Here is a 23341-nt window from a genome sequence, read left to right as displayed (position 1 = left end):
CTTCTCAGCCGCCGCACGCGTATCGAACGTCCCTAGATTCCGCCGCTTACTGGTCTTTTCGTCCTTCTTGCCTCCATCGAAGACATAAGACGGCCGAGCCCAGATCCCTCCTCACCCTTTCAAAACGGATGCACGACCCAACGACACAGGTTATGTTGTCCCGTCCGGCCGAGGTCATCGAAGGGGGGCATGACATGCAGGCAATGCCGATAGCGCATCAAGCCGCGCAACCCGTGGCCGGCTCTTCCCTGGCCGGCTATCCGGCAGCCGTCCTGTGCTGGCTGCTTTCGGCCGGTGTCTACATCGCGGCCAAATGGGTGGCGCCTGAAATGCCGCCCTGGGGGCTCTGCTTCTGGCGGCTGACGCTGGCTTGCGCCATCCTGCTGCCGATCGTGCACCGTCATCACGGCGCGATGATCGAGCTTTTGCGAACACGCGCCGTGGAGGTCGTCGCCGTGGGGGCGATCGGCCTCACGCTCTGCCAGGGTATGATCTACCATGGCCTCAACCACACCGACGCCACCACGGCCGGCATCATCATGGCGCTGTCGCCTGTCATGACGATGGTGCTTGCCCGTTTCGTGCTTGGCGAGCCGCTCGGGCTGTGGAAGTCGCTGGGCGCGCTGGTTGCGCTTGCCGGGATGATTTTCATCGTTGCCCACGGCAACCTGACGGCGCTGCTGCAACTCAAGGTCAACGCCGGCGAACTGTGGATCGTCGGCAGCGCGTTCTGCTGGGGCCTCTACACCGTGCTTTTGCGCCGTGCCAAATTCGGCATCGAACTCCTGCCGATGGTCGTGCTGCTGCTCGGCGCCGGTGCGCTGGTCGCCCTGCCTTTCCATCTGTGGGAATTGTTCAACGACGAGCGCTCCGCCATGAACCTCCACAGCCTTCTCGCGCTCGCCTATCTGGCAGGCCCCGGCGGCGCCCTGATGTACTACCTCTACAACAAAAGCGTGCAAACGCTGGGTGCGAGCCGGGCAAGCATGCTGCTCTACCTGCAGACGGTGTTCGTGGCCGTGCTCGCCTATCTGCTGCTCGGCGAGGGCTTGCACGATTACGATCTGGTCGGTGCGGCCTTCATCGTCGCCGGCATCGTCCTTGCCACCGTGGTCAGGCCAGCTCAACCACGCGTGGCGTAGACATCTTGCGGGTGACGGCTATATTCAGCGCCGGCCGCATTGGCGTTTGGTGAGTCACCATCGCGACAGCCAGAGGCCCCCTCTCAATGCCGCTTGAAATACTGCACCTCCTTCTCGTGCTTCTCCGCCGCCTCGCGCGTATCGAACGTTCCGAGGTTGCGCCGCTTGCCGGTCTTGTCGTCCTTCTTGCGCGAATACAGCCGGTATTTGCCGTCCTTGAGTTTTCGGATCATCTCGCTCTCCCTGGCTAGGATTGGCCCTGATCGAGGTTTCCGCTTGCCGGGCGGCCCGGCCTGCCGACCAGCGCCTGCGCCTTGTCGCCATGCTCATCCCCCGGTTGTGTCAGGGATCAACGCCGTTCCGATCCAAATGATCCACCCGTTCGAAGGCGGCACTCTACGGCGCCCCCCTCTGGCCTGCCGGCCATCTCCCCCACAAGTGGGGAGATTGGCAGCTTTGGCGTCGGCGCTTTCTGGCAACGTCGAAATTCGGCGAGCGCCAGCCAAAACGCAAAAACCCGCCTGGGTGGCGGGTCACTGGCGCAAATCAGCACCATAGGCAAAAATGTAGCATAGCTGCCCTCACCCCGTCAAGAAAAAATTCCTATCCCATCGACACAAGCTCCCTGTCCGGACACATGCATCCCGGCCACGAAGTTAGCGGCGCAATTGCGGTGGCAGCCGACATTCCAACGCAGTAAATTCAGATCCAACTTGACGGAACATTAGCCAAAGCTAATTGTTAGTGGATGCGGCAGGTGGTGCCCTCCATCGCCTGCCGAAGATCGGCCCTCCGATCGGCCCGCGTCCTCCGCCAGAGGCGCGGGCTTTTCGTGCCGATCAGCCGTAGCAGCCTGGCCGGCATTTTTCGTCCTCCGATTATTTCGCCAGTCCCTCATCGGGGTTTCGCCGCCCTTTGGCCTTCAGGCTGCGCGCGGCTTGCTCGACCGCGGCGCGGTCGTTGCCCAGGCGGTCGAGCAGTTCCTGTGCCTCGTCGCCGGAGATGCCGGTGCGCACCGCCAGCGCCTCGACCTCCAGCACGTCGGAGCTGGCGATCTCGCCGGTTTGCGCATCGTCCGCCGTCAGCAGCGGCAGGGCTCCCTCGCGGTCGATCTCGGCCTCGGCCTGGTGCCAGTGCCGCTCGGGGTCGCCCTGCATGCGGCCTTCCCGTTCCCAGATCTGGTAGGCGCGCTCACGAATTCTGTCGTCCCGGTCGTCGCTCATGGTCAGTCCTCCTTCGGGTCAGGGTTGAACGCCGCGCCAATGCGGACGCTCCGGAAAATCCGCGCGATCGGATCGCCATGCCGGCGGCGCGCGGGGCTACTGGCATTGCCGTCTCGGGCCGCCGGAATAGGGCTGGTAGGAGTTGTCTTCCGGGCGGTAGGAGCGGTAACGGCTGAAGCAGGAATCGACATGGTCGGCCGAAAGCGCTTCGCCGTCATCGTCGGCAAGGTAGACGCCAAGGCCAGCGCCGTTTTCCCCGCCATCGGCGGCCGGCTGGCCGGCCTGACCGGCGGCTTCGAGATAGGGCGAGATGCAGGGGCGCAGCTGCCCGCTGTAGGAGAGATAACTGTTGTCGTCCGGATGGTAGGAGCGATAGCGGCTGGCGCACCAGGCGAGATGCGGACGCGGCAGGTCGGTTGCCTTGGGCGCGATGGCGCCGGTGACCGTCGGGTCGGGCGGTGTTTCCTGCGGTTTGGCGGGGATGTCGGGCGGCGCCGGCTGGGCGGCCGGCAGGCGTTCGAGGCCCTGCCCGGCTTTGTTCACCGGCCGCGCCTTCTTGGTCCACAGCTCCGCCACGCTGACGGTGGCCGTTGCCTGGCGTGGCGGCTTTGCGGCAAGCAGCCAGGCGGCGAAGCCCAGTCCGCTGCCGAAGACCGCAAGGGTCAGCACGAAGCCGCAGACCAGTCCCAAAACCGCTTTCACGACACGCTCCTTCAGTCCCTGCTCATAGAATGCGGGGCCTCAAGGCTGGTTCCAGAAAAACGCTGGCGCGCGCGCCGGCGTTGCCGCCGGGCGCAGCCGCCAAGGGAGGCTCAAACCCCGCCCAGACACAGTTCAGAAACAATATTCAACAGTTCGGAAAAACTGCCGAAAAGATCGGATGGCATAAGCATCCCACAACAACTGGAAAAATGGCCGTGCCGGGCAATGCCCGGCCTGGACGGGAAAGTATGGAAATGGATCACGGTGTCGATATCGCCGAACTGGACGCGGAACGATCGGGGCTGGAAAGCGGCCCGGCAGGTGTCGCTGCGCTGGTAAAAACGGCTCCCGCGACAGCCAGGCGCGGGCAAATCCTGACGGGCGCCGACTTTGCCCGCCATGGCCTGCCCGGCGAGCGGCTCGACACCGTCTTCGAACAGCTCGCCGAAATGTTCGCAGCGCTGCCGGCGGTGATCTCCGATGGGCGTGTCTGGACCTATCGTGAGCTGGACAGGCGGGCCAACCAGTTCGCCCGCTTGCTGGTCAAGCGCGGCGTGCGGCCGGGCGACCGCATCGGGCTCATCCTCGACCGCTCGGCGGAGACCTATGTCGCGCTGCTCGCCGTGATGAAGGCGGGCGCTGCCTTCGTGCCGCTGGCGACCGCATTCCCCGAGGAGCGGATGGCGCTCATCATCGAAGATGCCGGCGTCAGCCTGATCGTCACCATCGCCGCCTATGCGTCGCGGGCCGGTCAACTGCCGGTCCCGCATCTGCTGATCGACAGCACTGCTGCCGAAATCACCAAACAGTCCGACGCGCCGCTGCAGCCGCATGCGAAGGCCGCTTCAGCGGACGACACCTGCTACATCCTCTACACGTCGGGCACCACCGGCAAGCCCAAGGGCGTCGTCATCAAGCACCAGAGTTTCGTCAATTTCATCCGCGTCGCCGCCGCCTCCTACGGCTACCGGCCGGGCGACCGCGTCTACCAGGGCATGACGATCGCCTTCGACTTTTCCTCCGAAGAAATCTGGGTGCCGTTCGTCGCCGGCGCGACGGTGGTGCCAGCTCCTGGCCAGATGCCGCTGGTGGGCGAGGAACTCGCCGATTTCCTGCGGCTCCATGACATCACCTGCATCGCCTGCAGCCCGACGCTGCTGTCGTCGATGACATCGGATGTGCCCAGCCTGCGCACGTTGCTGGTGGGCGGCGAGGCCTGTCCGCACAATCTGGTGGTGCGCTGGTCGAAGCCGGGGCGGCAGATCCTGAACACCTACGGCCCGACCGAGGCGACCGTCACCGCCACCATGGGCGCGCTGACGCCGGACAGTCCCGTCACCATCGGCGCGCCGCTGCCGACCTACTCGATCGTCATTCTCGACGCTTCGCTGCCGCAGCTTGCCGAGCCGGGCGAACTGGGCGAGATCGGCATTGCCGGCATCGGGCTCGCGGTCGGCTATCTCAACAGGCCCGACCTGACCGAACAGAAATTCATCGCCGATTTCGTCGGCCTGCCGAACAACCCGTCGAAGCGCATCTACCGCACCGGCGACCTTGGCCGCATCAACGACCAAGGCGAGATCGAGTATAACGGCCGCATCGACACCCAGGTGAAGATCCGCGGCTACCGCATCGAGCTCGGCGAGATCGAGGCGGTGCTGCTCGACCAGCCCGAGATCGCGCAAGCCGCCGTCACCACCTGGGAGATCGAGCCCGGCCGCGTCGAACTCGTCGCCTATTTCGCAGCCAAGGCCGGCCAGACGGCGATCTCGCGCGCGGACCTCGCCAGGACGATGAAGCGGCGGCTGCCGGACTACATGGTGCCCTCCTATCTCGAGGAACTGCCGGCGATCCCGATGACCGTTTCCAACAAGGTGGATTTGCGCCAGCTGCCGAAGCCGACAAGCGTGCGGCTTTCGGGCGATCGCGCCATGGTCGCGCCCAGCAATGACGACGAGCGTTTCCTGGCCGACGCGCTGGCCGCGGTGCTGAAATTCGACGAAGTGTCCGTCGAGGACAATTTCTTCGACGATCTCGGCGCCAACTCGCTGCTGATGGCGCATTTCTGCGCCCGTGTGCGCACCAGGAAGGAATGGGCGACGGCGTCGATGCGCGACATCTACCTCCACCCGACCGTGGCGCGGCTGGCGCTGCATCTGGGCGTAGCGGACGAGATGACGACGGCCACCAACGAGCCCGTCCTCACGCGGCGGGCCTCCAATCTTGCCTATTGGACCTGCGGCGCCGCACAGCTGATGTTCTACGGGCTCTACAGCTATGGCGCCCTGTGGGCGATCAATGGTGGTCTCAACTGGATGTACGACGCGCTCGACGATCCGCTGCAGCTCTACATCAGGTGCGTGGCGCTTTCGGCCGCCGTGTTCTTCGGCATGTCGGGTTTTGCCGTCCTCGCCAAATGGGTGCTGGTCGGCCGCTGGAAGGCGGAGGCGTTTCCCATCTGGGGCGTGCGTTACTTCCGCTTCTGGGTGGTCAAGACGTTGATCCGCACCGCGCCCGTCGTGCTGTTCCGCGGCAGCCCGCTCTACAGCATCTACCTGCAGCTTCTCGGCACCAGGCTCGGCAAGAACGCCGTCATCGAATCGAAATCCGTGCCCGTCTGCACGGATCTCATCTCGATCGGCGCCAACACCATCCTGCGCAAGGAATCGATGATCCTCGGCTTCCGGGCACAGTCCGGCTATATCCACACCGGGCCGCTGACCATCGGCCGCGATGCCTTTGTCGGCGTCGGCTCGACGCTCGACATCGACACCAGGATCGGCGACGGCGCCCAGCTCGGCCATTCGTCCTCGCTGCACCGCGGCCAAAGCATCCCCGACGGCGAACGCTGGCATGGCTCGCCGGCCGTGCCAACCACGGCCGACTATTGCAAGGTGCGCAATGTCGATCCGTCCAACATCCGGCGCTTCCTGTTCGAAGCGGTTCAGCTGATCGGCCTGTTTGCCATCGTCACCCCCTTGCCGCTCCTGTTCCACAGCTATTGGGAAAATGTCGGCGACGACTACCAGGAAACCATCGGCGTCGTCGCGATCGGCACCACGGTGACGCTGTTCGGCTACATGGCCGCATCCTTCCTGGCGGCGACGCTGGTGCCGCGCCTGGTCAGCCTGCTGTTGAAGCCAGGCCGCACCTACACACTGTACGGCTTCCGCTACTGGCTGCAGACCGTCGCTGAATTCTCCAGCAACTCGCGCGTGCTCGGGCTGCTGGCCGGCGACAGCTCTGCCATCGTGCACTACATGCGAGCGATCGGCTGGAACCTCAACAAGGTGGTGCAGACCGGCTCCAATTTCGGCTCCAACCAGCAGCACGAAAACCCGCTTCTGTGCGAGATCGGCACCGAGACCATGGTGTCGGACGGGCTGTTCATGATCAACATGCACAAATCCGCCGCCGCCTTCAGGCTCGAGCCGACGAGAATCGGCGAGCGCAATTATCTCGGCAACAACATCTACTATCCGCCGGACGGCCGCACCGGCGACAACGTCCTGCTCGGCACCAAGGTGATGATCCCCATCGACGGGCCGCTGCGCGAGAATGTCGGGCTTCTGGGTTCGCCTGCCTTTGAAATCCCGCGCATGGTGAACCGCGACAAGGAACTCATCGCCGGCATCGACGAGGACGACCGGCGCCGGCGCATCCCGTTGAAGAACCGCCACAATCTGGTGACGATCCTGCTGTTCGTGGCAACGCAATGGGTCATGCTGTTCGCCACGCTGGCGATCTGGGACCGGGCGCTGAACTACTACACCGAATGGGCTGAAGTCGCACTGTTCGTCGCCGTGCTGCTGACCTCGGCGATCACCATTCCGTTCTACATCTTCGTGGAACGGGCAAGTCTTGGTTTCGGCAGGCTGAAGCCGCAGATGACGACGATCTATGACGTCGCGTTCTGGCGTCATGAACGCCACTGGAAGCTGGCGGATTCGCCGATCGTGCGGCTGTTCGCCGGCACGCCGTTCCGGCCGATGATCCTGCGCATGCTGGGCGTCAGGATCGGCAGCCGTGTCTATGACGGCGGCAGCAATCTGACCGAACGCTCGCTGGTGGAGATCGGCGACGACGCCACCCTCAACGAGGGCTGCGTCATCCAGGCCCATTCGCTGGAGGAAGGCGCCTTCAAGTCCGACTTCATCCGCATCGGCAAGGGCTGCACGCTCGGACCCTCCGCCTTTGTCCACTACGGCGTCGTCATGGGCGAAGGCTCGGTGGTCGATGTCGACTCCTTCGTCATGAAGGGCGAAGAGCTGGAGCCCAACTCGATCTGGCGCGGCAACCCGGCCAAGCTGCATCGCTTCGTCGAGCCGATCACCGAGTCCTCGGCCAAGGCATCGGCTTGAACACCGAGGACATCCGTCTCGTTGCCGTGACCAGGGCCAACCGCGCCCTGGTCGCGGCCCTGGAACTGGCTCCGGAGCAGAGGGATTTCGTCGCCGGCAATTCGGAGTCCCTCGAAGAAGCCGAAACCGACGAAGACGCGCGGCCGCGCGCCATCATGGCCGGGACCCGTGTCGTCGGTTTCCTGATGTACGATGCGTCGGACAACGAGGCGCTGGTCTACCGCTTCATGATCGACCGCGCCCACCAGGGCAAAGGCTATGGCAAGGCCGCATTGCGCGCCTTGCTCGACGAGATCGGCAATCTCGACCATATCAGGGAGGTTTCGATCTGCTACGAGCCCGAGAACGAGGCCGCACGCCACCTCTATCGCGCAGCCGGCTTCGTGGAACAAGGCATCGACGAGGACGGAGAAATGATCGCCGTCCTGCCGATGGTCGATCGTTGACGCCGCCCGTTGCGAATTCATCGGCGGAAACGACCCTGCTGGAGGCGATGGCCGCGATCGCGCCGAGCGGTGTCCGGATCGGATGCCGCCTGATCCGCGAAGGCGATGAAGCCCATCTGCTGCCTGGGGAAGCGCATTCCATCCCCGCGCGCCAGCCTGGCATGCGGCGCGCCAGCGGCGCGGCCCGGTGGATCGCGCACGGACTGCTGGCGGAGCTTGGCGTCGGCGACGCCGCCATCCTGCGCACGCCGTCCGGCGCGCCTGTCTGGCCCGAGGGAATAATGGGTTCGCTCGCGCACGACGACGACATGGCGGTAGCGGCGGTTGCACCGGTTGGCGATATCGCCTCGCTCGGCATCGACGTCGAGCCCGCGCAGCCTCTCCCGGATGACATTTTGGCGCTCGTGACAACACCCGCGGACCGCACCGACGCAGCCGACCGGCATCTTGCCGGCCGCATCCTCTTTGCCGCCAAGGAAGCCGTCTACAAGGCCGTCTATCCGCTCGATCGCGAGGTGCTGGGCTATGAGGACATCACCGTCGACCTGAACGCAGGCCGCGCGACGACGAAGACAGGCCGCAAGGCCAGGCTCGCCTACTGCGTTGTCCCGCGCGTGGTGGTGCTGGCGTTTATCGAGAAAGACAGGGGTTAGCGCGCAGCCCTATTCGCCAACGATCTCGGTATACGCCCTCACCTCGCCATCGAGCCCGCGCAGCCGCCAGTTCTCGCCGTCCCGTCCCTCGACATGGCAAGGCCCGATCGGCACCTTGCCGCCGCCTTCCGGCAGGTCGAGCACATAGACGGGGTTGCAGATGCCCGACAGCCGCGCGCGCAGCGCTTCAGCCAGCGCCTGCCCCTGCGCAATCGTCGTGCGCCGGTGCGCCATGCCGCGCGCGAGGTCGCCATGGTGCAGGTAATAGGGTTTGACGCCGAGGCGATACATCAGCTCGCGGCAGAGCTCCTCCAGCGCCTCGACGCTGTCGTTGACGCCTTTGAGCAGAACGCTCTGGTTGAGCAGCACGAAGCCGGCTTGCCGCAGCGTGCGGCAGGCGGTTTCCGTGGCCTGAGTGATTTCCCGCGCGTGGTTGAAATGGGTGACGATGGTGACCATCAGCCGGCCCTGCAGGGCCGCAACCAGCCCCGGCGTGATGCGCGACGGCAGCGCCACCGGAACGCGCGTGTGGATGCGCAGCAGCCGCACATGCGCGATCGCTTCGATGCGCGCGCGGATTTCGGCCAGCGCCTTCTCGGGCAGCGACAGCGGATCGCCGCCGGTCAGGATCACCTCGCGGATTTCGGGGTGATCCGCGATATAGGCCAGCGCCGGCTCCAGCGCCTCGCGCGTATAACCCCTGCCGATCGAGGTCAGCGATTCCTTGCGGAAGCAGAACCGGCAATAGACCGCGCATTGGTAGGTCGGGAACAACAGCACCCGGTCGGCATGGCGATGCGTCAAGCGCGGCACCGGGCTGAAGTCATGGTCGGCGATCGGATCGTCGAGTTCGCCTTCCGCTTCCTCAAGTTCTTGCGGAGACGGGATGACCTGCGCCCGGATCGGATCAGCCGGGTCGTTCCAGTCGATCAGGTCGAGATAGGCTTTGGGCGCGCGCACCTTGTGGTTCGCCGCCGCGGCCTGGGCGGCTGCGCGCTCGGCTGACGACAGCGGGAGGCGGTCAAGGTCGCGGACGTGGCGCACCCCGGCGCGGACGTCCGCCTGCCAGGCGGTGTCAGGATCGGCGGAGCGTGCATCGTGGAGGTTCGTGTCTGAAGTCATCAGGGTTCTCGGGGCAGTTTCTGGCGGAGCTATCGGCCGGATGGCCAGGCGGGTCAACCTTCTGGGGTGGTCGCCGCCATCAAATCCACCGCCTGCAAATCCGTAGGTATTTAGCCAAAATGGCACTATTCTGCGCAGTCTGGGCTTCAGGGAAAACGAATGGACTTCAGCACAGGCCATGGTTACCTGCTCATCGGCGGCCTCATCCTCGTCGGTACTGGGCTGCTCATCCTGTCGCTGATCGTCAATCTGCGCGTCGCCCACAGTGTGCGCGACGACGTGCGTCATCGCGAAAAGCTGCTGGAATACTACCGTAACATCTTCTCGCAGTTGGGCGTGATCCTGATCGGCATCGGCGTGTCGCTGTTCATCTTCTTTTTCCAGCAGAATTACCAGGACCAGCGCAGACGCGAAACGGATCTCCAGCAGGTTCTGGCCAAGCTGGCGGCGCGCATCGCTCGCGGCGCTCCCCTCGTCGAGTCACTTGGCGAATTCGACGCGCTGCTGGATGACGGCGGGGCCTACGTTAGTCCCGAACTTGGTGGAACCAACGCCGCCATCGGCGCGCAGGGAGCGGAGCTTGGCAAGCAGATCCGCGAAATCCTGCTGGTTGAGCGCGACGTCGACATCCGGGACTTCGACATCCTCAACCTGTCGCGCGATTTCGAGTCGTCGTTCGTCGTCAACCAGCTCGATCCGACGCTATGGTTCGACATCGTGCGCGACGAGAGCGAGATCAAATATGCCATCACCCAACTCACCCTCGACTACAAGGACCTGCAGGATGCGATCGGCGGCGAGCCGATCGAGGTTGCGATCGCCAATCCTGAAACCGAGCGCAAGATCAAGCACGAGGTGCTCGACATCTTCTACGATGCCGACCTCTTGCGCCAGCGCAGCAGGCGATTTCTCGGCCGTGCGTGCTGGCTTCTCAGCCACGGACGCAGCTTTGTCAGTCTTGCACCGGTCGACGCGATCGAAGCCGACGCGAGGTCACATCAGGAATGGATCGACAGATCGAAGCCCTCGCTGGCACAGACGAAATCGGGCAACGGCGATTGCTTCAAACTGCTCCGATACGGCCCGGCATCCTGACTCCCGGCGGGACCGGTCGATTTGGAAGTCAGTCCCCCACACGTTGCAGCGTGCCGAGATGATTGTCGTCGAGAAAACCTACAGTCATGGCCGACGCCTTACCGTCAGCGCCGACCACGAAACTTACACCCGAGGGGCTGTCCGGCGTCTCCGCGTCGGGGAAGGTCAGGAAAAGATCACCGTCGAAATGCCTCAATGAATAGGACCGGCCGGCGGCCGGGCCTACCTTGAGTACAAGGTCGTCTCCCGCTTTCGACACAATCGCGTCGCCGATGAAGTCGTTGGCGTACCGGCCAGCATAGACACTGCCCGGCCCGGCTCGCCGTGACGGAGACGGCGGCGCGGCATAGGCGGCCTTGGCCGCCGCGACCGCCGGACCGAACAGGCCCGCATAGATATCATTCCACGCCTTGACCCAGTCCTTCTCGACCTTACCGTCGAAGACGAGATCGGCGAAGCTGTCGGACAATCCCTCCGGCAGGCCAGTCGGAAAGGCGTTGGTGACGATGACTATGCCCAACTTTTCCTTTGGGAAGACTGTCACCAGGGTACGCGCGCCGACGCTGAAAGCGCCGGCGTGGCCCCAGCTCAGGCCGTGTCGGCCGAATTCGACATTCCAGCCGAGGCCGTAGAACGATGCGCCGCCGGAGACGGGGTTGTTGCCGCGCGCTATCAGCGGAACATGCGTCTGGCTTAGCGCATCGGCGGCAATCAGTGTCTTGCCGGCATAAACGCCGTTGTGGAGGATGAGGCGCACCCATTGCGAGAGGTCACGTGCCGTAGAGCTGACGCCGCCGGCGGGCGCCTGCGCATCCGGATCGCGCTCTATCCTCGCTGCCCAGGCGCCATCGACCTTGACGTGAAGCGCGGCGCGGTTGGTTCGCTTGACGAAGTCCGAATGGCGGGAACTCGTGGAGGCCATGCCCAGCGGACGGTAGAGCTTCTCCTCGGCGACCTGCTCCCAGGGCTTTCCCGTCGGTGTCGCGGCTGCCACGGCACCCTCTGTCAATCCGAAATTGCTGTAAGAATACCCGGCCCGAAAGCTCGACGATGGCGGCACGAACCGCAGGCGATGCAGGATCTCGACGCGGTCGTAGCCAATGTCCTCGAGGTCGTCTCCGGCGGTGCCTGGAAGCCCGCTGCGATGCGAAAACAGGTCACGGACGGTGAGCTGGCTTGCCGGATAAGGATCGGCCAACCTGAAGGCCGGATCGAGATCGGCGATCTTCGAATCCCAGGACACGATCCTGTCGCTAACCAACGCCGCTACGACGGTGGCGGAAACCGGCTTGGAAAGGGAGGCGATCTGGAACACCGTGTCGGCGTCGACGGTCTCAGGCTTGCCGACCTCGCGATGCCCAAAACCCTTGAGGAAGATCACCTCGTCATCGCGCACGACGCCGATGGCGAGCCCGGGTACGGCACCGTCCGCGACGGCGGCTTCGGCAAGCGCTTCGAGCTTCGACAGGGCAGCAGTGATGCGCTCGGGCGTGAGGCTATCGGCCGGCGCCGCGTGCGGCCAAAGCGCCATTGCGGCGATGAAGACCCAAACCCTCCACTGACAGAGATTCCGATTCAGCCGCATGCACAAGCCTCCTCCCAGGAATTCACATGACCATGATACAGGCCCGCACGGGTGAGGCCAGCCCTTCTCGGGCGGCTCACGCCGCGAGCCGGATTCATCGGCCGCGCCGACGACGTCAGCTTCAGCGCCGCGCTCCTGCTCCTATCGCCCAGCGGCGTCCGCCATCGCAACAAAGGCGCTCTCGATGGTCTCGAAAGCCAGCTCCGGATACAGCACTCCGGCTTCCGGCGTGGCCGTCTCGAGCGCGGTCTCGCCGCGTATCCAGAATGCCCGCAGCAGTCCGAGCCAGGGGGCTGACGCGATCATCGCCTCAAGCTCCGCCGCACTCTGGGGCACGATGCGCGGCGAGCGGCCGCTCACCCCGCGCCACAGATCGATCATTTCGTTCTGGGTGATCTTGTTTCGGGCGATGCGGATCTCGCTGCGGATGGCATTGGGGTCGTTCAGCGCGCGCAAGGTCACGGCGGCGATGTCCTTCTCGCTGACGAACGTCGCCGGCACATTGCCGTCGCCATAAAGTGTCACCTCTTCGGGCGGCAAGGGCGACGAGCCGAAGCGCATCAGATCGCCCAGCGTCGCCACCCATGTCGAAAAGAAGCCATTGGTGTAGATCACCGTATAGGGCAGATCGGCTTGCCTGATCGCGTCGAACACGCCTCGCTTGAGATCGAGTGGCGGGATCGAGCCCGGTGCGGCGGCGGCGAAGTCGAGGCCGAAGCCGGCGGAAGGCACATAGCGGGAAACGCCGGCATCGCTCAGCGCCCGCACCAGCGTCATCTCGCTGGCCGAATGCACATGCACCGAGCTGATGACGCGGTCCACCGCACTGGCGGCGCGGACAAGGCTGTCATAGTCGTCGAGATCGCCGACGTGGATTTTGGCGCCGAGCTCCTTCAGCGAATGCAGCCGCTCTTCATCGCCGGCTGTTGCCGGACGAACCAGAACGTGCAGGCGATCGCCATTGCGGGCGCTGGCCTTCGCCATCTCGCTGCCCAGCAGCCCCGTCGCGCCGATGATCAGGGTGCTGGTCATATCGACCTCCCATTGCGCAGGATGGAGCCGTCCCAGTCGCGCTCGAATCCGATGTCGTGCAAGCGATGGTTCGAGAAGCGTGAAACTTGGCGCAGCATGCGGCGGCGCTCGACGACTGCAGAGGCTCTGAGTGCAAGACCGCTCGTCGCGGCGCTGATGGATTCGAGAATCGGTTTCATGGTTCGTCTCCTGTGGTTCAGTAGGCGCAAGCGTGCCGACGCCGTCCGCAAGGGGACAAGCATGACGATTGCTCACACTGTTTCTGGTCGTTCAGCGCAGCGGCGAGATGGGAAAGCCGATCAAGATCCGCTGCTACCCCTATAGATTGGACATTTTCGGGCTGGACGACAAACGACTCTTTGTGCATGATTTGTGAGCAACACTCACAGCCGCGCCATCCGCAATATCGAGGACAGGCTGGGCATCCAGCTTTTCGATCGGGGAACGAGGTCCGTGCGCCTGACGTCGGTCGGCGCCGCCTACGCATCGGAAGTCCGGACGGCGCTGGACCAGATCGCCGCCGCCACCATCGCCGCCACGCCCGACCGCACGGCAGGCATCCTGAATGTCAGCACATCGGACGGTTTTGCCGGCCGCTGGCTGGTGCCGAGGCTGCATCGCTTCCACCGCGCCAACGCCGACATCGACGTGCGGCTGTCGACCTCGGGCGTGCTTTCCGATTTCGTCAGCGACGGCATCGACATCGCCATCCGCTACGGCAAGGGCGGCTATACCGGCGTGACGGCGGAGTTTCTCGCTGATGAAGAGGTCTTCCCGGTCTGCAGCCCGGAACTGCTGCAAGGCGAACATCCGCTGCGCCAGCCCGGGGATCTCCGGCATCACAAGCTGATCCACGACGCCTTTCGCATCGACTGGGCAACATGGCTGCAACAGGCCGGCGTGGACGGCATCGATCCCAAGCGCGGCGTGCGCTTCGATTCCGCCACCTTCGCCGTCGAAGCCGCGGTGCATGGCGAAGGCGTGTTGCTCGGCCGAAGCGCGCTGGTCTCGGCCGACCTCGCTGCGGGGCGGCTGGTTCGTCCCTTCGATCTCGCGCTGAAATCCGCCTCGCGCTACTACGTCGTCTACCGTGACGGCGCGCTGCGCCAGAAAAAGATCAAGGCGTTCCGCGACTGGCTGTTTGCCGAAGTGGCCGCCGACTGGGTCGGTGCGACGAAGGATGGCTGATGCGGCAAGGGTTCAATTTGTGAAAGGCGCCTCTTCGAGGTCTAGCCCTGCACTACTCCTTCGCGCGAAAAACTTCCGGCACGACGAACACTTCGTCGGCCCGGCCATAGCCTCCGTCGGCGACCTCCTCGACCAGCACCATCGTGTAGGGGCGCACGCCCTCACCGAAAAAGTCCACGAACATCGCGGTCGTCCGATGGATGAGGTCTTCCTTCTGCGCTTTGGAGAGGGCCGCTTGCGGTAGCTTGATGTTGGCGAATGGCATGATGTTTCCTTAGCTTTTCGAGTGTGGAAGTCAGGCAGTCAGGAGAGCCAAGCCGGCCTGGTTGCCGCCTCAGACCACGCCGCCATTGGCGCGGATGATTTGCCCGTTGACCCAGAAGCTGTCCGGACCGGCCAGGAACGAGACCAGCCCGGCAATGTCGTCGGGCTGGCCGAGCCGGCCGAGCGGGATCATCTTGCCGATGGCCTCGATCTGCGCCTCGCTCTTGCCGTCCGTGAACAGCGCGGTCTCGATCGGTCCGGGCGCCACCGCGTTGACGGTGACACGGCGCGCGCCAAGCTCCTTGGCCAGGATGTGGGTCATCGCCTCGACACCCGCCTTTGTGGCGGCGTAAACGCCGTAGCCCGACTGGTAGAGACCGACGACGCTGCTGGAAAAATTGACCATGCGGCCGCCGTCGCGAAGCCGGCGCGCACCTTCCCGCATGCCGCGAAACACGCCGCCGAGATTGATCGCGATCTGGGTGTCGAACGAAGCATCGTCGGTCTGCGCGATCGGCGAAATCTTCATGATGCCGGCATTGTTGACGAGGATGTCGATGCCGCCGAACGCCTTCTCGCCGGCGTCGAACAGCACGGCGATGCCGTTCGGATTGGCGATATCGGCCTGCACGGCGATCGCCCTGCCGCCGCCGGTCTCGATCGCGCGGACCAGTTCTTCGGCCTCCGCGCGGCCCCGTGCATAGTTGACGACGACGGCGACGCCGTCACGGGCGAGCCGCTGTGCGATGGCGGCGCCGATGCCTTTGGAGGCGCCGGTCACGATGGCGGTTCTGGTTTGATTTGTCATCGAAGTCTCTCCGTGTTGGTGACACGGATATAGGCCAAGCCGAATTCCGGATAATCATCCACCCATTGACATCACTATTCGGAAACTGCGAACAAAGAGCATGGATCGGCTGGACACGATGCGGCTCTTTGTTCGCGTTCTGGAGCGGCGCAGCTTCACCGCTGCCGCGGCCGATCTCGGCCTGCCGCGCTCAACCGCGACGGAAGCCATCCGGCGGCTGGAGGAGCATCTCGGCGCACGGCTGCTGGAACGAACGACGCGGCAGGTGAACGCCACCCAGGATGGTGAAGCCTACTATCGGCGCTGCCTGTCGATCCTGGCCGAGATCGAGGATGCCGAGGCCGCCTTCCGCAACGCCGAGCCTTTCGGCCTGCTGCGCATCGACGCCAGCACGCTGCTCACCCGCACATTCCTGTTGCCGCGCCTGCCGGAGTTTCTCGACCGCTATCCCCGCATCGACCTGCAGATCGGCCAGAGCGACCGGCTGGTCGATCTCGTGCGTGAAGGCGTGGACTGCGTGATCCGCGTCGGCGAGCCGCCCGACAGCGGCATGATCATGCGGCGGCTCGCGATGATCCACGAGATCACCTGCGCCAGCCCTGCCTATCTCGAGCGCCACGGCACGCCGCCTCCCCCGATGCGCTCGACGGTCACCAGGCGGTGGGCTTTGTCTCGTCGCGCACCGGAGAGACCCTTCCGTTCGAATTCACTGTCGCCGGCAATATCCGTGAGGTGCGGCTGCCCGGCCGCGTCGCCGCCAACAATTCCGATACCGCCGCCGACCTGGCGCGGCTTGGCCTCGGCCTCATCCAGGCGCCGCGCTATCGCTTCGAGAAAGATCTGGCCGAAGGGACGCTGGTCGAAGTGCTGGCCGACTATCCGCCATCGCCGACGCCGCTGTCGGCGCTCTACCCGCAGAACCGTCAGCTCTCGCCGCGCCTTCGCGTCTTCCTCGACTGGGCCTCGCGCATCTTCGCCGAGGCAAACCTGTAGGCTGCAAAAACGCGCCACTCGCGATCAACTCGGTTTTGCAAACCCGGCCACGGACGCATAGCCGCGTACCACGCTTTTGCGTTCTTCGCGCGAAGCGACGGCGTCGATGTCATCAAAACCATGCGGCGCCCGGGCCTCGACCATGTCTATGACCGCTTCCGGTCCGCCTTGCCGATTGGCGAGCACGATGGCCGATGTGGCCGGCCGCCGCTCCCCGTCATACCGTGTTAGCGCGGCTTCGACGGTCGGTCCTGCGGCCAGATGCATCGCAAGGCAACCAGCGTCGAGTATTGCCTGGCTGGCTCCGTTCGACCCCACCGGGTACATGGGATGCGCCGCATCGCCGAGCAGCGTCACCCGCCCGAACGACCATCGTGGCAGCGGGTTGCGGTCGCAGTTCGGATATTCGTAGAAGCCATCCGTTGCCTGGATGATCGAGGCAGGGTCGACAAAATCAAGCTGAAACCGGTCACGCACGAAGGGCAGCACATCGTCGATCACGCCCGGGCGGCTCCAGTCGCCGGGACGCAGCGGTGATGTGCCGCTATCGCCGGTATTGGCCATCACCGCCCAGTTCGTCAGCCTGGTCTCTTCGCGATCCGGCTCGATCGGATAGTAGACGAACTTGGCGAAATTGCCGCCGGCAACCGCCATGGTGCGCCCGTCGCGCCACACCGGCCACGGCGTGGCGCCGCGCCACAGCATCGTGCCGTTCCAGATCGGCGGCCCTTCTTCGGGATAGAGCACGGCCCTGACGGCGGAATGAATCCCGTCGGCGCCTATGAGCAGGTCGCCATGGGCCTCGCCGCGCGAGCCGTCATGCCGGCGGAAATGCGCCACGACCTCGCCCTCGTTCTGCTCGAAGGCATCGACACGGCTTGCCGTGCTGATGACGTCGCCGCCAAGCCTGTTCACCACGGCCCGGTGAATCAGCCCCAGCAGCCTGCCGCGATGAATGCTGATTTGCGGAACCTCATAGCCGGCATCGATGCCCCGCAATTCCTGCCATACGATCTGGCCGAAGCGGTTGGTGTAGACAAGCTCGCGTGTCCTCACGCCCTCCGCGTCGAGCGCCGGCATCAGCCCAAGCCCGGCCAGCGCCTTGACAGCGTGAGGCAGCATGTTGATGCCGACGCCAAGTTCGCGGATGTCGTCGGCCCGCTCGAAAAGTTCGACCTCGATGCCTGTCTCATGCAGGAACAGAGCAGTGGTGAGGCCGCCGATACCGGCCCCGGCGATCAATGCTTTCATCAGTCACTCCCTTGCCGTGAAAAGTCCCCCCGAGCCGGTCAGATGCCCGTCGACTTCGCGACGTCACGGCGATGCGCGTGGCCGGGGATATTCGAGTTGCATGGCGACGAAGTCTGCCGTGCGGGCACCATGGCGGGCAGCGATGGCACGCAGCGTTTCGTCCAGGACTTTTGCCGGTCTCCAGATGGCTTGACGACGAGGCTACCGGCGTTAGGTTTCGTCCGAAATGACATAAATCGGGCGAATACTGCCATGCGCAGGCACGTTGCCGTCGTCGTTCACCCCGGTTTCCAGCTTCTGGATGCGGCCGGGCCGACAACCGTCTTCGAGATTGCGGAGCGCTGCCGCCCGGACAGCTATGAGTTGGTTTTGCTGTCGCCCGGCGGCGGCGACGTTGAAAGCTCCTCTGGCCTGAAGCTTCTCACCAGACCTCTGCGCGACGGCCCTTTCGACACCGTCATCGTATCGGGCGGCGAAATCATCCGTTCCATCGAGGCGATGGAAGAGATCGTCGCCTGGTTGAGGCGGGTGCCGGCGCGGCGCACCACCAGCGTCTGCACCGGCGCGTACCTGCTGGCACGGGCGGGATTGCTCGACGGCCGCCGCGCCACCACGCACTGGGCCAGCAGTCACGACTTCCACCGCCGCTACCCGAAGGTCAGGCTGGATGCCGAGCGTATTTTCATCAGGGATGGCGACATCTGGACGTCGGCCGGCATCTCGGCCGGAATAGACCTGGCGCTTGCCCTCGTCGAAGATGACCTTGGCGCTGAAGTGGCGCGCCGCACCGCACAGCAGATCGTCATGCACCAGCGCCGGCCGGGCGGCCAGTCGCAATTCTCGGCCTTCGTCGAACTGGGCGGGCGAACCGGCCGCTTCGCCGCGCTGATCGAGTGGGTGCGGGCAAACCTGGCCGAACCGCTGACCGTCGAATGCCTGGCCGATCACGCGGCCATGAGCCCCCGCAACTTCGCCCGCGCTTTCACGTCCGAGACCGGCGTCACGCCGGCAAAGGCGGTAGAGCGCATGCGCCTCGAGACGGCCCGCACGGCGATCGAGACCAGCCATCTCCCGCTTGAGCGCATCGCCGAAGCCGCCGGTTTTGGCGATCCCGGACGCATGCGGCGCGCCTTCCTGCGTACCCTTGGCCAGCCGCCGCAGGCGTTTCGGGCGGCCGCCGAACACAGGGAGCTTCAGCCGGGGCGGCCAAGCAGCGGCTCTGCCGGCTTAAGGGCCGTTCCGGTCCAAAAGCGGACAAAACCGAATGAGCGCACTTGATCCAGACCGAAGTTTCACGAAAATCATTCCTAAGCCGGTTGCTGCCATTCAGTGCGCCACTTTCGGCCTGTTGGACTGGATATTGCGGCGCCTGGCCTAATCGCCGCAGATGACGAACCGGATAGCCATTATGAGGAGACTGTTTATAACGGTCGCTGAAATCGCGATGACCAAGGGGAGACGATGCGCTACATACGTCCGCTTTCAATAGAAGATGCCGTTGGCCAGTTGGCCGGGTCGGCTGGTGCGGCCGCCATCCTCGCCGGAGGCAGCGACCTCCTGGTCAGGATGAAGGGCGGCTTTGCCGAACCAGAGTTGATCGTCGACATCAAGGCGATCGATGGCTTGAGCGAGATCCGGGAAACGGCTGAAGGCTTCAGCATCGGCGCCGCGGTCCCTTGCGCCGTCCTGGGGGAGAACATCGCCCTCAAGAAGGCATGGCCTGGTGTCGTCGAGGCGGCCAAGCTGATCGGCTCCAAGCAGGTGCAGGGCCGCTGCACCATCGTGGGCAATCTCTGCAACGCCTCGCCGGCCGCCGACAGCGTGCCGGCGCTGGTTGCCGCCGGCGCCAGGGCATCGGTCGTCGGGCCGGCGGGCCGGCGCACGATCCCCGTGCAGAGCGTACCGACCGCGCCGGGCAAGACGTCGCTGGCCAAAGGCGAGATCATCGAGGCGATCCTGCTCGACAAGCGCGAGCCGCGGTCTGGCGATGCCTATCTGCGTTTCATTCCACGCACCGAGATGGACATCGCGGTGGTCAGCGCCGGGGTGAACCTGACGCTCGACGAGCACGGTGTCGTCAAATCGGCCCGCGTGGCGCTGGGCGCCGTGGCGGCGACGGTGCTTCTGGTTGAAGAGGCCGCGGAGGTGCTCGTCGGCTCCAGGCTGGACGAGGCGACGCTGGAACGGCTCGCCAAGGTCTGTGCGGGCGCCTGCCGTCCGATCGACGACAAGCGCGGCACTATCGAATTCAGACGAAAAGTTGCGGGTGTGCTGGCCCAGCGGGCCGCCACATCAGCCTATGCACGTGCAGGAGGCAAATGATGGCTGGAATTGCAGTTTCAACGACAATCAACGGCGATGCTGTCGAGTATCTGTGCCAGCCCGACGAGACGCTGCTAGACGTCCTGCGCGATCGGCTGGGGCTGACGGGCGCCAAGGAAGGCTGCGGCACCGGCGACTGCGGCGCCTGCAGCATTATCCTCGACGACCGGTTGGTGTGCTCATGCCTGGTGCTCGGCGCCGAGGCTGAAGGCCGTCGCGTCGAGACCATCGAGGGCATGGCGCATGGCGATACGCTGCACCCGCTGCAGCAGAAATTCCTCGAGCACGCCGCATTGCAATGCGGCATCTGCACGCCGGGCTTCCTGATCGCGGCCAAGGACCTCCTGGCCAAGAACCCCGACCCGACCGAGGAGGAAATCCGCTTCGGCCTTGCCGGGAACCTCTGCCGCTGCACCGGCTACGACAAGATCGTGCGCGCCGTCCAGGATGCGGCCATCGTGATGAAGGGAGCCTGAGATGAATTTCGATCCACGTTTTTCCGGACGTAAATTCGCCTCCGTCGGCACACGTCCGATCCGTCCCGACGGCATCGACAAGGTGACGGGCCGCGCGCGCTACGGCGCCGACTTCAACATGGCCGGCCAGCTGGTCGGGCGCGTTCTGAGAAGCCCGCACGCCCACGCCAGGATCGTCAAGATCGACACGTCGAAAGCGGAAAAGCTCGCCGGCGTCAAGGCGGTGATCACCGCGGCCGACCTGCCCGACCTCACCGATGGCGATGCCGCCATGTACGACGTCCTCGACAATTGCATGGCGCGCACGAAAGCGCTCTATGACGGCCACGCGGTGGCCGCGGTCGCCGCGATCGACGCCCGCACCGCCAGGCAGGCGCTGAAGCTCATCGAGGTCGAGTACGAGCTTTTGCCGCACGTCACCGATGTCGACGAGGCGGCGAAGCACACGGCGCCCTTGATCAATGATGCCATCTTCACCGAGGGCCTTGAGGAAAAACCGGTAAAACCCTCCAACGTCACCAAGCGCAGCCAGTTTGGCCATGGCGATGTCCATCAGGGTTTCGGGCAGGCCGACTTCATCGTCGAGCGCTCCTTCAAGACCGAGCAGACGCACCAGGGCTATATCGAGCCGCATGCCTGCGTGGCGAATTTCAGTTCCGACGGCACCGCCGACCTTTGGGTGTGCACGCAGGGCCATTTCGTCTACCGCCAGCACTGCGCCCAGTTGCTTGGCATGGAAGCCTCGAAACTGCGCGTCACCTCCTCGGAGATCGGCGGCGGTTTTGGCGGCAAGACCCATGTCTGGGCCGAGCCGGTGGCGCTGGCGCTGTCGCGCAAGGCAGGACGGCCGGTGAAGCTGGTGATGACCCGCGACGAGGTGTTCCGCGCCTCGGGCCCGACCAGCGCCACCTCGATCGACGTCAAGATCGGCGCCCGCAAGGACGGCACGATCACCGCCGCCGAAGCGACGCTGCGCTACAGCTGCGGCCCGTATGCCGGCTCCTGGGCCGAGATCGGCGCCATGACCGCGTTCGCCTGCTACAAGCTCGATAACGTCAAGACGGTCGGCTACGAAGTGCTGGTCAACCGGCCGAAGACCGCGGCCTATCGCGCGCCTTCCGCACCCATGGCAGCCTTCGCGGTGGAAAGCGCCGTCGACGAGTTGGCCAAGAAGATCGGCATGGACCCGGTCGACTTCCGGATCAAAAACGCCGCGCAGGAAGGCACACGGTCCTCCTACGGTCCGGTCTACGGCCCGATCGGCATCGGCCCGACGCTCGAGGCGGTGAAGAGCCATCCGCACATGAAGGCGCCGCTGGGCAAGAACCAGGGCCGCGGCATGGCTTGCGGCTTCTGGTTCAACTTCGGCGGCCAGACCTGCACCGACCTCAACATCGGCATGGACGGCTCGGTCTCGCTTGCCGTCGGCACAGTCGACGTCGGTGGTTCGCGCGCGTCGCTGTCGCTGGTGGCGGCGGAGGAACTGGGCATCGACTATTCTCAGGTCAAGGCGATCGTCGCCGACACGTCCAGCCTCGGCTACAACGACATGACGGACGGCAGCCGCGGCACCTTCTCCTCTTCCATGGCGACGATCTCGGCCGCCCGCAATGCGATTCTGATCCTGCGCGAGCGCGCCGCGCAGATGTGGGACATTGCCGTCGACGACGTGGTCTGGGAAAAGGGCCACGCGATCGCCAAGGGCGAGAAGCACGGCAATCTCGGCAAGCTGTCGCTGAAGGAGATCGCGGTCGAGTCGGGCAAGACCGGCGGGCCGATCGCCGGCCACAGCGAGCTCGTCGCCGATGGCGCCGGCGTCTCCTTCGCCACCCATATCTGCGATATCGAGGTCGATCCCGATACCGGGGCCGCCAGGGTCATCCGCTACACGGTCGTGCAGGACGCCGGCAAGGCGGTGCACCCGACCTATGTCGAGGGACAGTACCAGGGGGGCGCCGCGCAAGGCATCGGCTGGGCGCTCAACGAGGAGTATATCTACGGCAAGGACGGGCGGCTGCAGAACGCCGGCTTCCTCGATTACCGCATCCCGGTCTGCTCGGACCTGCCGATGATCGACACCCAGATCCTCGAGATCCCCAACCCTAACCACCCTTACGGGGTGCGCGGCGTCGGCGAGACGTCGATCGTGCCGCCGCTGGCGGCGATCGCCAATGCGGTGTCGAACGCCGCGGGCGTGCGCATGACGCACATCCCGATGTCGCCGCCGCGCATCCTGGCGGCGATCGAGGCGGAACGGGAATGGTCGAAGTAACGCTCTGGGGCTCGCTCGCCGCGACCGCCGGAGGCAACAGCAAGGTCGAGATCGAGGCCAAGGACATAAGGGAGCTGTTCAGGAAGCTGGCTGAACAGTATCCCGGCCTCGAGCCCTTGATCGACAAGGGCATCGCGGTTGCCATCGACGGGACGATCTATCGCGATACGTGGTCGAAGAAGCTGCCGCAGGGGGCGGAGATTTTTTTGCTGCCGCGGCTGGCGGGGGGATAGGCGGACACATGGCAGGGTAAAAGGTGCACTGTCACCGTAATTCCCGTAATTCTCGTAATTCTAAGAAGGCCAAAAACCGCTGTTGGATTCGACCGGGAGGAGGGTCTGATTTGCGCCCCATGCCGGTCATCGCCACGGCTCATCGCCTCTTCTCACGAGCGGACATCTTCGCG

General features: G+C 64.8%; 21 protein-coding genes and 2 pseudogenes. 13 read left to right on the top strand and 10 right to left on the bottom strand.

The features are described 5' to 3' along the window. Positions 1 to 194: 194 nt before the first annotated feature. On the top strand, positions 195 to 1142 hold the full coding sequence (locus RPF88_RS02375; RefSeq protein ID WP_337123842.1) for a DMT family transporter: 948 nt from the start codon (positions 195 to 197) through the stop codon (positions 1140 to 1142). 83 nt (positions 1143 to 1225) lie between these two features. Here RPF88_RS02375 and RPF88_RS02370 read toward each other — a convergent pair whose 3' ends face one another. The 3 genes from RPF88_RS02370 to RPF88_RS02360 form a co-directional block, all read right to left on the bottom strand. After that, entirely contained in the window at positions 1226 to 1375 is a 150-nt protein-coding gene (locus tag RPF88_RS02370; protein ID WP_086081318.1) for a hypothetical protein, read from the bottom strand. Positions 1376 to 2020: 645 nt separating this feature from the next. After that, positions 2021 to 2365 (bottom strand): DUF2934 domain-containing protein, encoded by a 345-nt coding sequence (locus RPF88_RS02365; protein WP_337121631.1) that lies wholly within the window; start codon positions 2363 to 2365, stop codon positions 2021 to 2023. A 96-nt stretch (positions 2366 to 2461) separates the two neighbouring features. Next, complete coding sequence (locus RPF88_RS02360) at positions 2462 to 3067, bottom strand: BA14K family protein (protein ID WP_063172622.1); 606 nt, start codon at positions 3065 to 3067, stop codon at positions 2462 to 2464. A gap of 248 nt (positions 3068 to 3315) precedes the next feature. On the opposite strand from RPF88_RS02360, the gene RPF88_RS02355 reads away from it, so the two are divergent. The 3 genes from RPF88_RS02355 to RPF88_RS02345 are packed head-to-tail and all read left to right on the top strand — an operon-like array spanning position 3316 to position 8527. After that, positions 3316 to 7428 (top strand): Pls/PosA family non-ribosomal peptide synthetase, encoded by a 4113-nt coding sequence (locus tag RPF88_RS02355; protein ID WP_337121630.1) that lies wholly within the window; start codon positions 3316 to 3318, stop codon positions 7426 to 7428. Continuing rightward, entirely contained in the window at positions 7425 to 7874 is a 450-nt protein-coding gene (locus tag RPF88_RS02350; protein ID WP_337121629.1) for a GNAT family N-acetyltransferase, read from the top strand. The genes RPF88_RS02355 and RPF88_RS02350 overlap by 4 nt, the downstream gene beginning before the upstream one ends. 47 nt (positions 7875 to 7921) lie before the next feature. Next, positions 7922 to 8527 carry a 4'-phosphopantetheinyl transferase family protein gene (locus tag RPF88_RS02345; RefSeq protein ID WP_224621825.1) on the top strand — a complete coding sequence of 202 codons (606 nt, stop codon included), beginning with the start codon at positions 7922 to 7924 and terminating at the stop codon, positions 8525 to 8527. Positions 8528 to 8536: 9 nt separating this feature from the next. On the opposite strand, the gene RPF88_RS02340 is transcribed toward RPF88_RS02345, so the two are convergent. Next, a complete protein-coding gene (locus tag RPF88_RS02340) occupies positions 8537 to 9649 on the bottom strand; it encodes a KamA family radical SAM protein (RefSeq protein ID WP_013530659.1) in 1113 nt (370 codons plus the stop codon). Between the two features lie 159 nt (positions 9650 to 9808). Between RPF88_RS02340 and RPF88_RS02335 the strand changes: the two genes are divergently transcribed. After that, positions 9809 to 10744 carry a hypothetical protein gene (locus RPF88_RS02335; protein WP_013530658.1) on the top strand — a complete coding sequence of 312 codons (936 nt, stop codon included), beginning with the start codon at positions 9809 to 9811 and terminating at the stop codon, positions 10742 to 10744. 28 nt (positions 10745 to 10772) lie between these two features. On the opposite strand, the gene RPF88_RS02330 is transcribed toward RPF88_RS02335, so the two are convergent. The 3 genes from RPF88_RS02330 to RPF88_RS02320 form a co-directional block, all read right to left on the bottom strand. Continuing rightward, on the bottom strand, positions 10773 to 12329 hold the full coding sequence (locus tag RPF88_RS02330) for a serine hydrolase (RefSeq protein ID WP_013530657.1): 1557 nt from the start codon (positions 12327 to 12329) through the stop codon (positions 10773 to 10775). Between the two features lie 141 nt (positions 12330 to 12470). Then, positions 12471 to 13361, bottom strand: coding sequence for an NmrA family NAD(P)-binding protein (locus tag RPF88_RS02325; RefSeq protein ID WP_013530656.1), 891 nt, complete (start codon positions 13359 to 13361; stop codon positions 12471 to 12473). Next, complete coding sequence (locus RPF88_RS02320) at positions 13358 to 13540, bottom strand: DUF1127 domain-containing protein (RefSeq protein ID WP_013530655.1); 183 nt, start codon at positions 13538 to 13540, stop codon at positions 13358 to 13360. Before RPF88_RS02320 ends, RPF88_RS02325 begins: the two co-directional genes overlap by 4 nt. A gap of 193 nt (positions 13541 to 13733) precedes the next feature. Here RPF88_RS02320 and RPF88_RS02315 point away from each other — a divergent pair, with 193 nt between their 5' ends. Beyond that, positions 13734 to 14549, top strand: a complete 816-nt coding sequence (locus RPF88_RS02315; RefSeq protein WP_337121628.1) for a LysR substrate-binding domain-containing protein — start codon at positions 13734 to 13736, stop codon at positions 14547 to 14549. Between the two features lie 52 nt (positions 14550 to 14601). Here RPF88_RS02315 and RPF88_RS02310 read toward each other — a convergent pair whose 3' ends face one another. Together RPF88_RS02310 and RPF88_RS02305 are read right to left on the bottom strand one after the other, a co-directional pair. Beyond that, on the bottom strand, positions 14602 to 14814 hold the full coding sequence (locus tag RPF88_RS02310) for a tautomerase family protein (RefSeq protein WP_013530653.1): 213 nt from the start codon (positions 14812 to 14814) through the stop codon (positions 14602 to 14604). Positions 14815 to 14883: 69 nt separating this feature from the next. After that, positions 14884 to 15621 carry an SDR family oxidoreductase gene (locus tag RPF88_RS02305; protein WP_013530652.1) on the bottom strand — a complete coding sequence of 246 codons (738 nt, stop codon included), beginning with the start codon at positions 15619 to 15621 and terminating at the stop codon, positions 14884 to 14886. A gap of 100 nt (positions 15622 to 15721) precedes the next feature. Here RPF88_RS02305 and RPF88_RS33275 point away from each other — a divergent pair. Then, a pseudogene (locus RPF88_RS33275) lies at positions 15722 to 15850 on the top strand (helix-turn-helix domain-containing protein); the annotation flags it as partial. A 36-nt stretch (positions 15851 to 15886) separates the two neighbouring features. Beyond that, positions 15887 to 16614 (top strand): annotated as a pseudogene (locus RPF88_RS02300) (LysR substrate-binding domain-containing protein). Between the two features lie 24 nt (positions 16615 to 16638). On the opposite strand, the gene RPF88_RS02295 reads toward RPF88_RS02300, so the two are convergent. Then, the gene (locus RPF88_RS02295) at positions 16639 to 17865 is read right to left on the bottom strand and encodes a flavin-dependent oxidoreductase (protein WP_013530650.1); all 1227 of its coding nucleotides are present in this window, start codon (positions 17863 to 17865) and stop codon (positions 16639 to 16641) included. A 252-nt stretch (positions 17866 to 18117) separates the two neighbouring features. Between RPF88_RS02295 and RPF88_RS02285 the strand changes: the two genes are divergently transcribed. The 5 genes from RPF88_RS02285 to RPF88_RS02265 all read left to right on the top strand — a co-directional run bounded on the left by RPF88_RS02285 (position 18118) and on the right by RPF88_RS02265 (position 23168). Further along, entirely contained in the window at positions 18118 to 19143 is a 1026-nt protein-coding gene (locus tag RPF88_RS02285; protein WP_013530649.1) for a GlxA family transcriptional regulator, read from the top strand. Positions 19144 to 19326: 183 nt separating this feature from the next. Then, positions 19327 to 20187 carry an FAD binding domain-containing protein gene (locus tag RPF88_RS02280; RefSeq protein ID WP_013530648.1) on the top strand — a complete coding sequence of 287 codons (861 nt, stop codon included), beginning with the start codon at positions 19327 to 19329 and terminating at the stop codon, positions 20185 to 20187. Continuing rightward, positions 20187 to 20663, top strand: a complete 477-nt coding sequence (locus RPF88_RS02275) for a (2Fe-2S)-binding protein (RefSeq protein ID WP_013530647.1) — start codon at positions 20187 to 20189, stop codon at positions 20661 to 20663. Before RPF88_RS02280 ends, RPF88_RS02275 begins: the two co-directional genes overlap by 1 nt. 1 nt (position 20664) lies before the next feature. Then, a complete protein-coding gene (locus tag RPF88_RS02270; protein WP_013530646.1) occupies positions 20665 to 22935 on the top strand; it encodes a xanthine dehydrogenase family protein molybdopterin-binding subunit in 2271 nt (756 codons plus the stop codon). Beyond that, the gene (locus tag RPF88_RS02265) at positions 22923 to 23168 is read left to right on the top strand and encodes a MoaD/ThiS family protein (RefSeq protein ID WP_013530645.1); all 246 of its coding nucleotides are present in this window, start codon (positions 22923 to 22925) and stop codon (positions 23166 to 23168) included. Before RPF88_RS02270 ends, RPF88_RS02265 begins: the two co-directional genes overlap by 13 nt. The last annotated feature ends 173 nt before the right edge of the window (positions 23169 to 23341 follow it).

It is taken from the genome of Mesorhizobium sp. ISC11, assembly GCF_037162595.1.
Lineage (GTDB): Bacteria > Pseudomonadota > Alphaproteobacteria > Rhizobiales > Rhizobiaceae > Mesorhizobium > Mesorhizobium ciceri.
The sequence above is the reverse complement of the archived record's forward strand: the minus strand, read 5'-3'. Positions and strand labels throughout refer to the sequence as shown.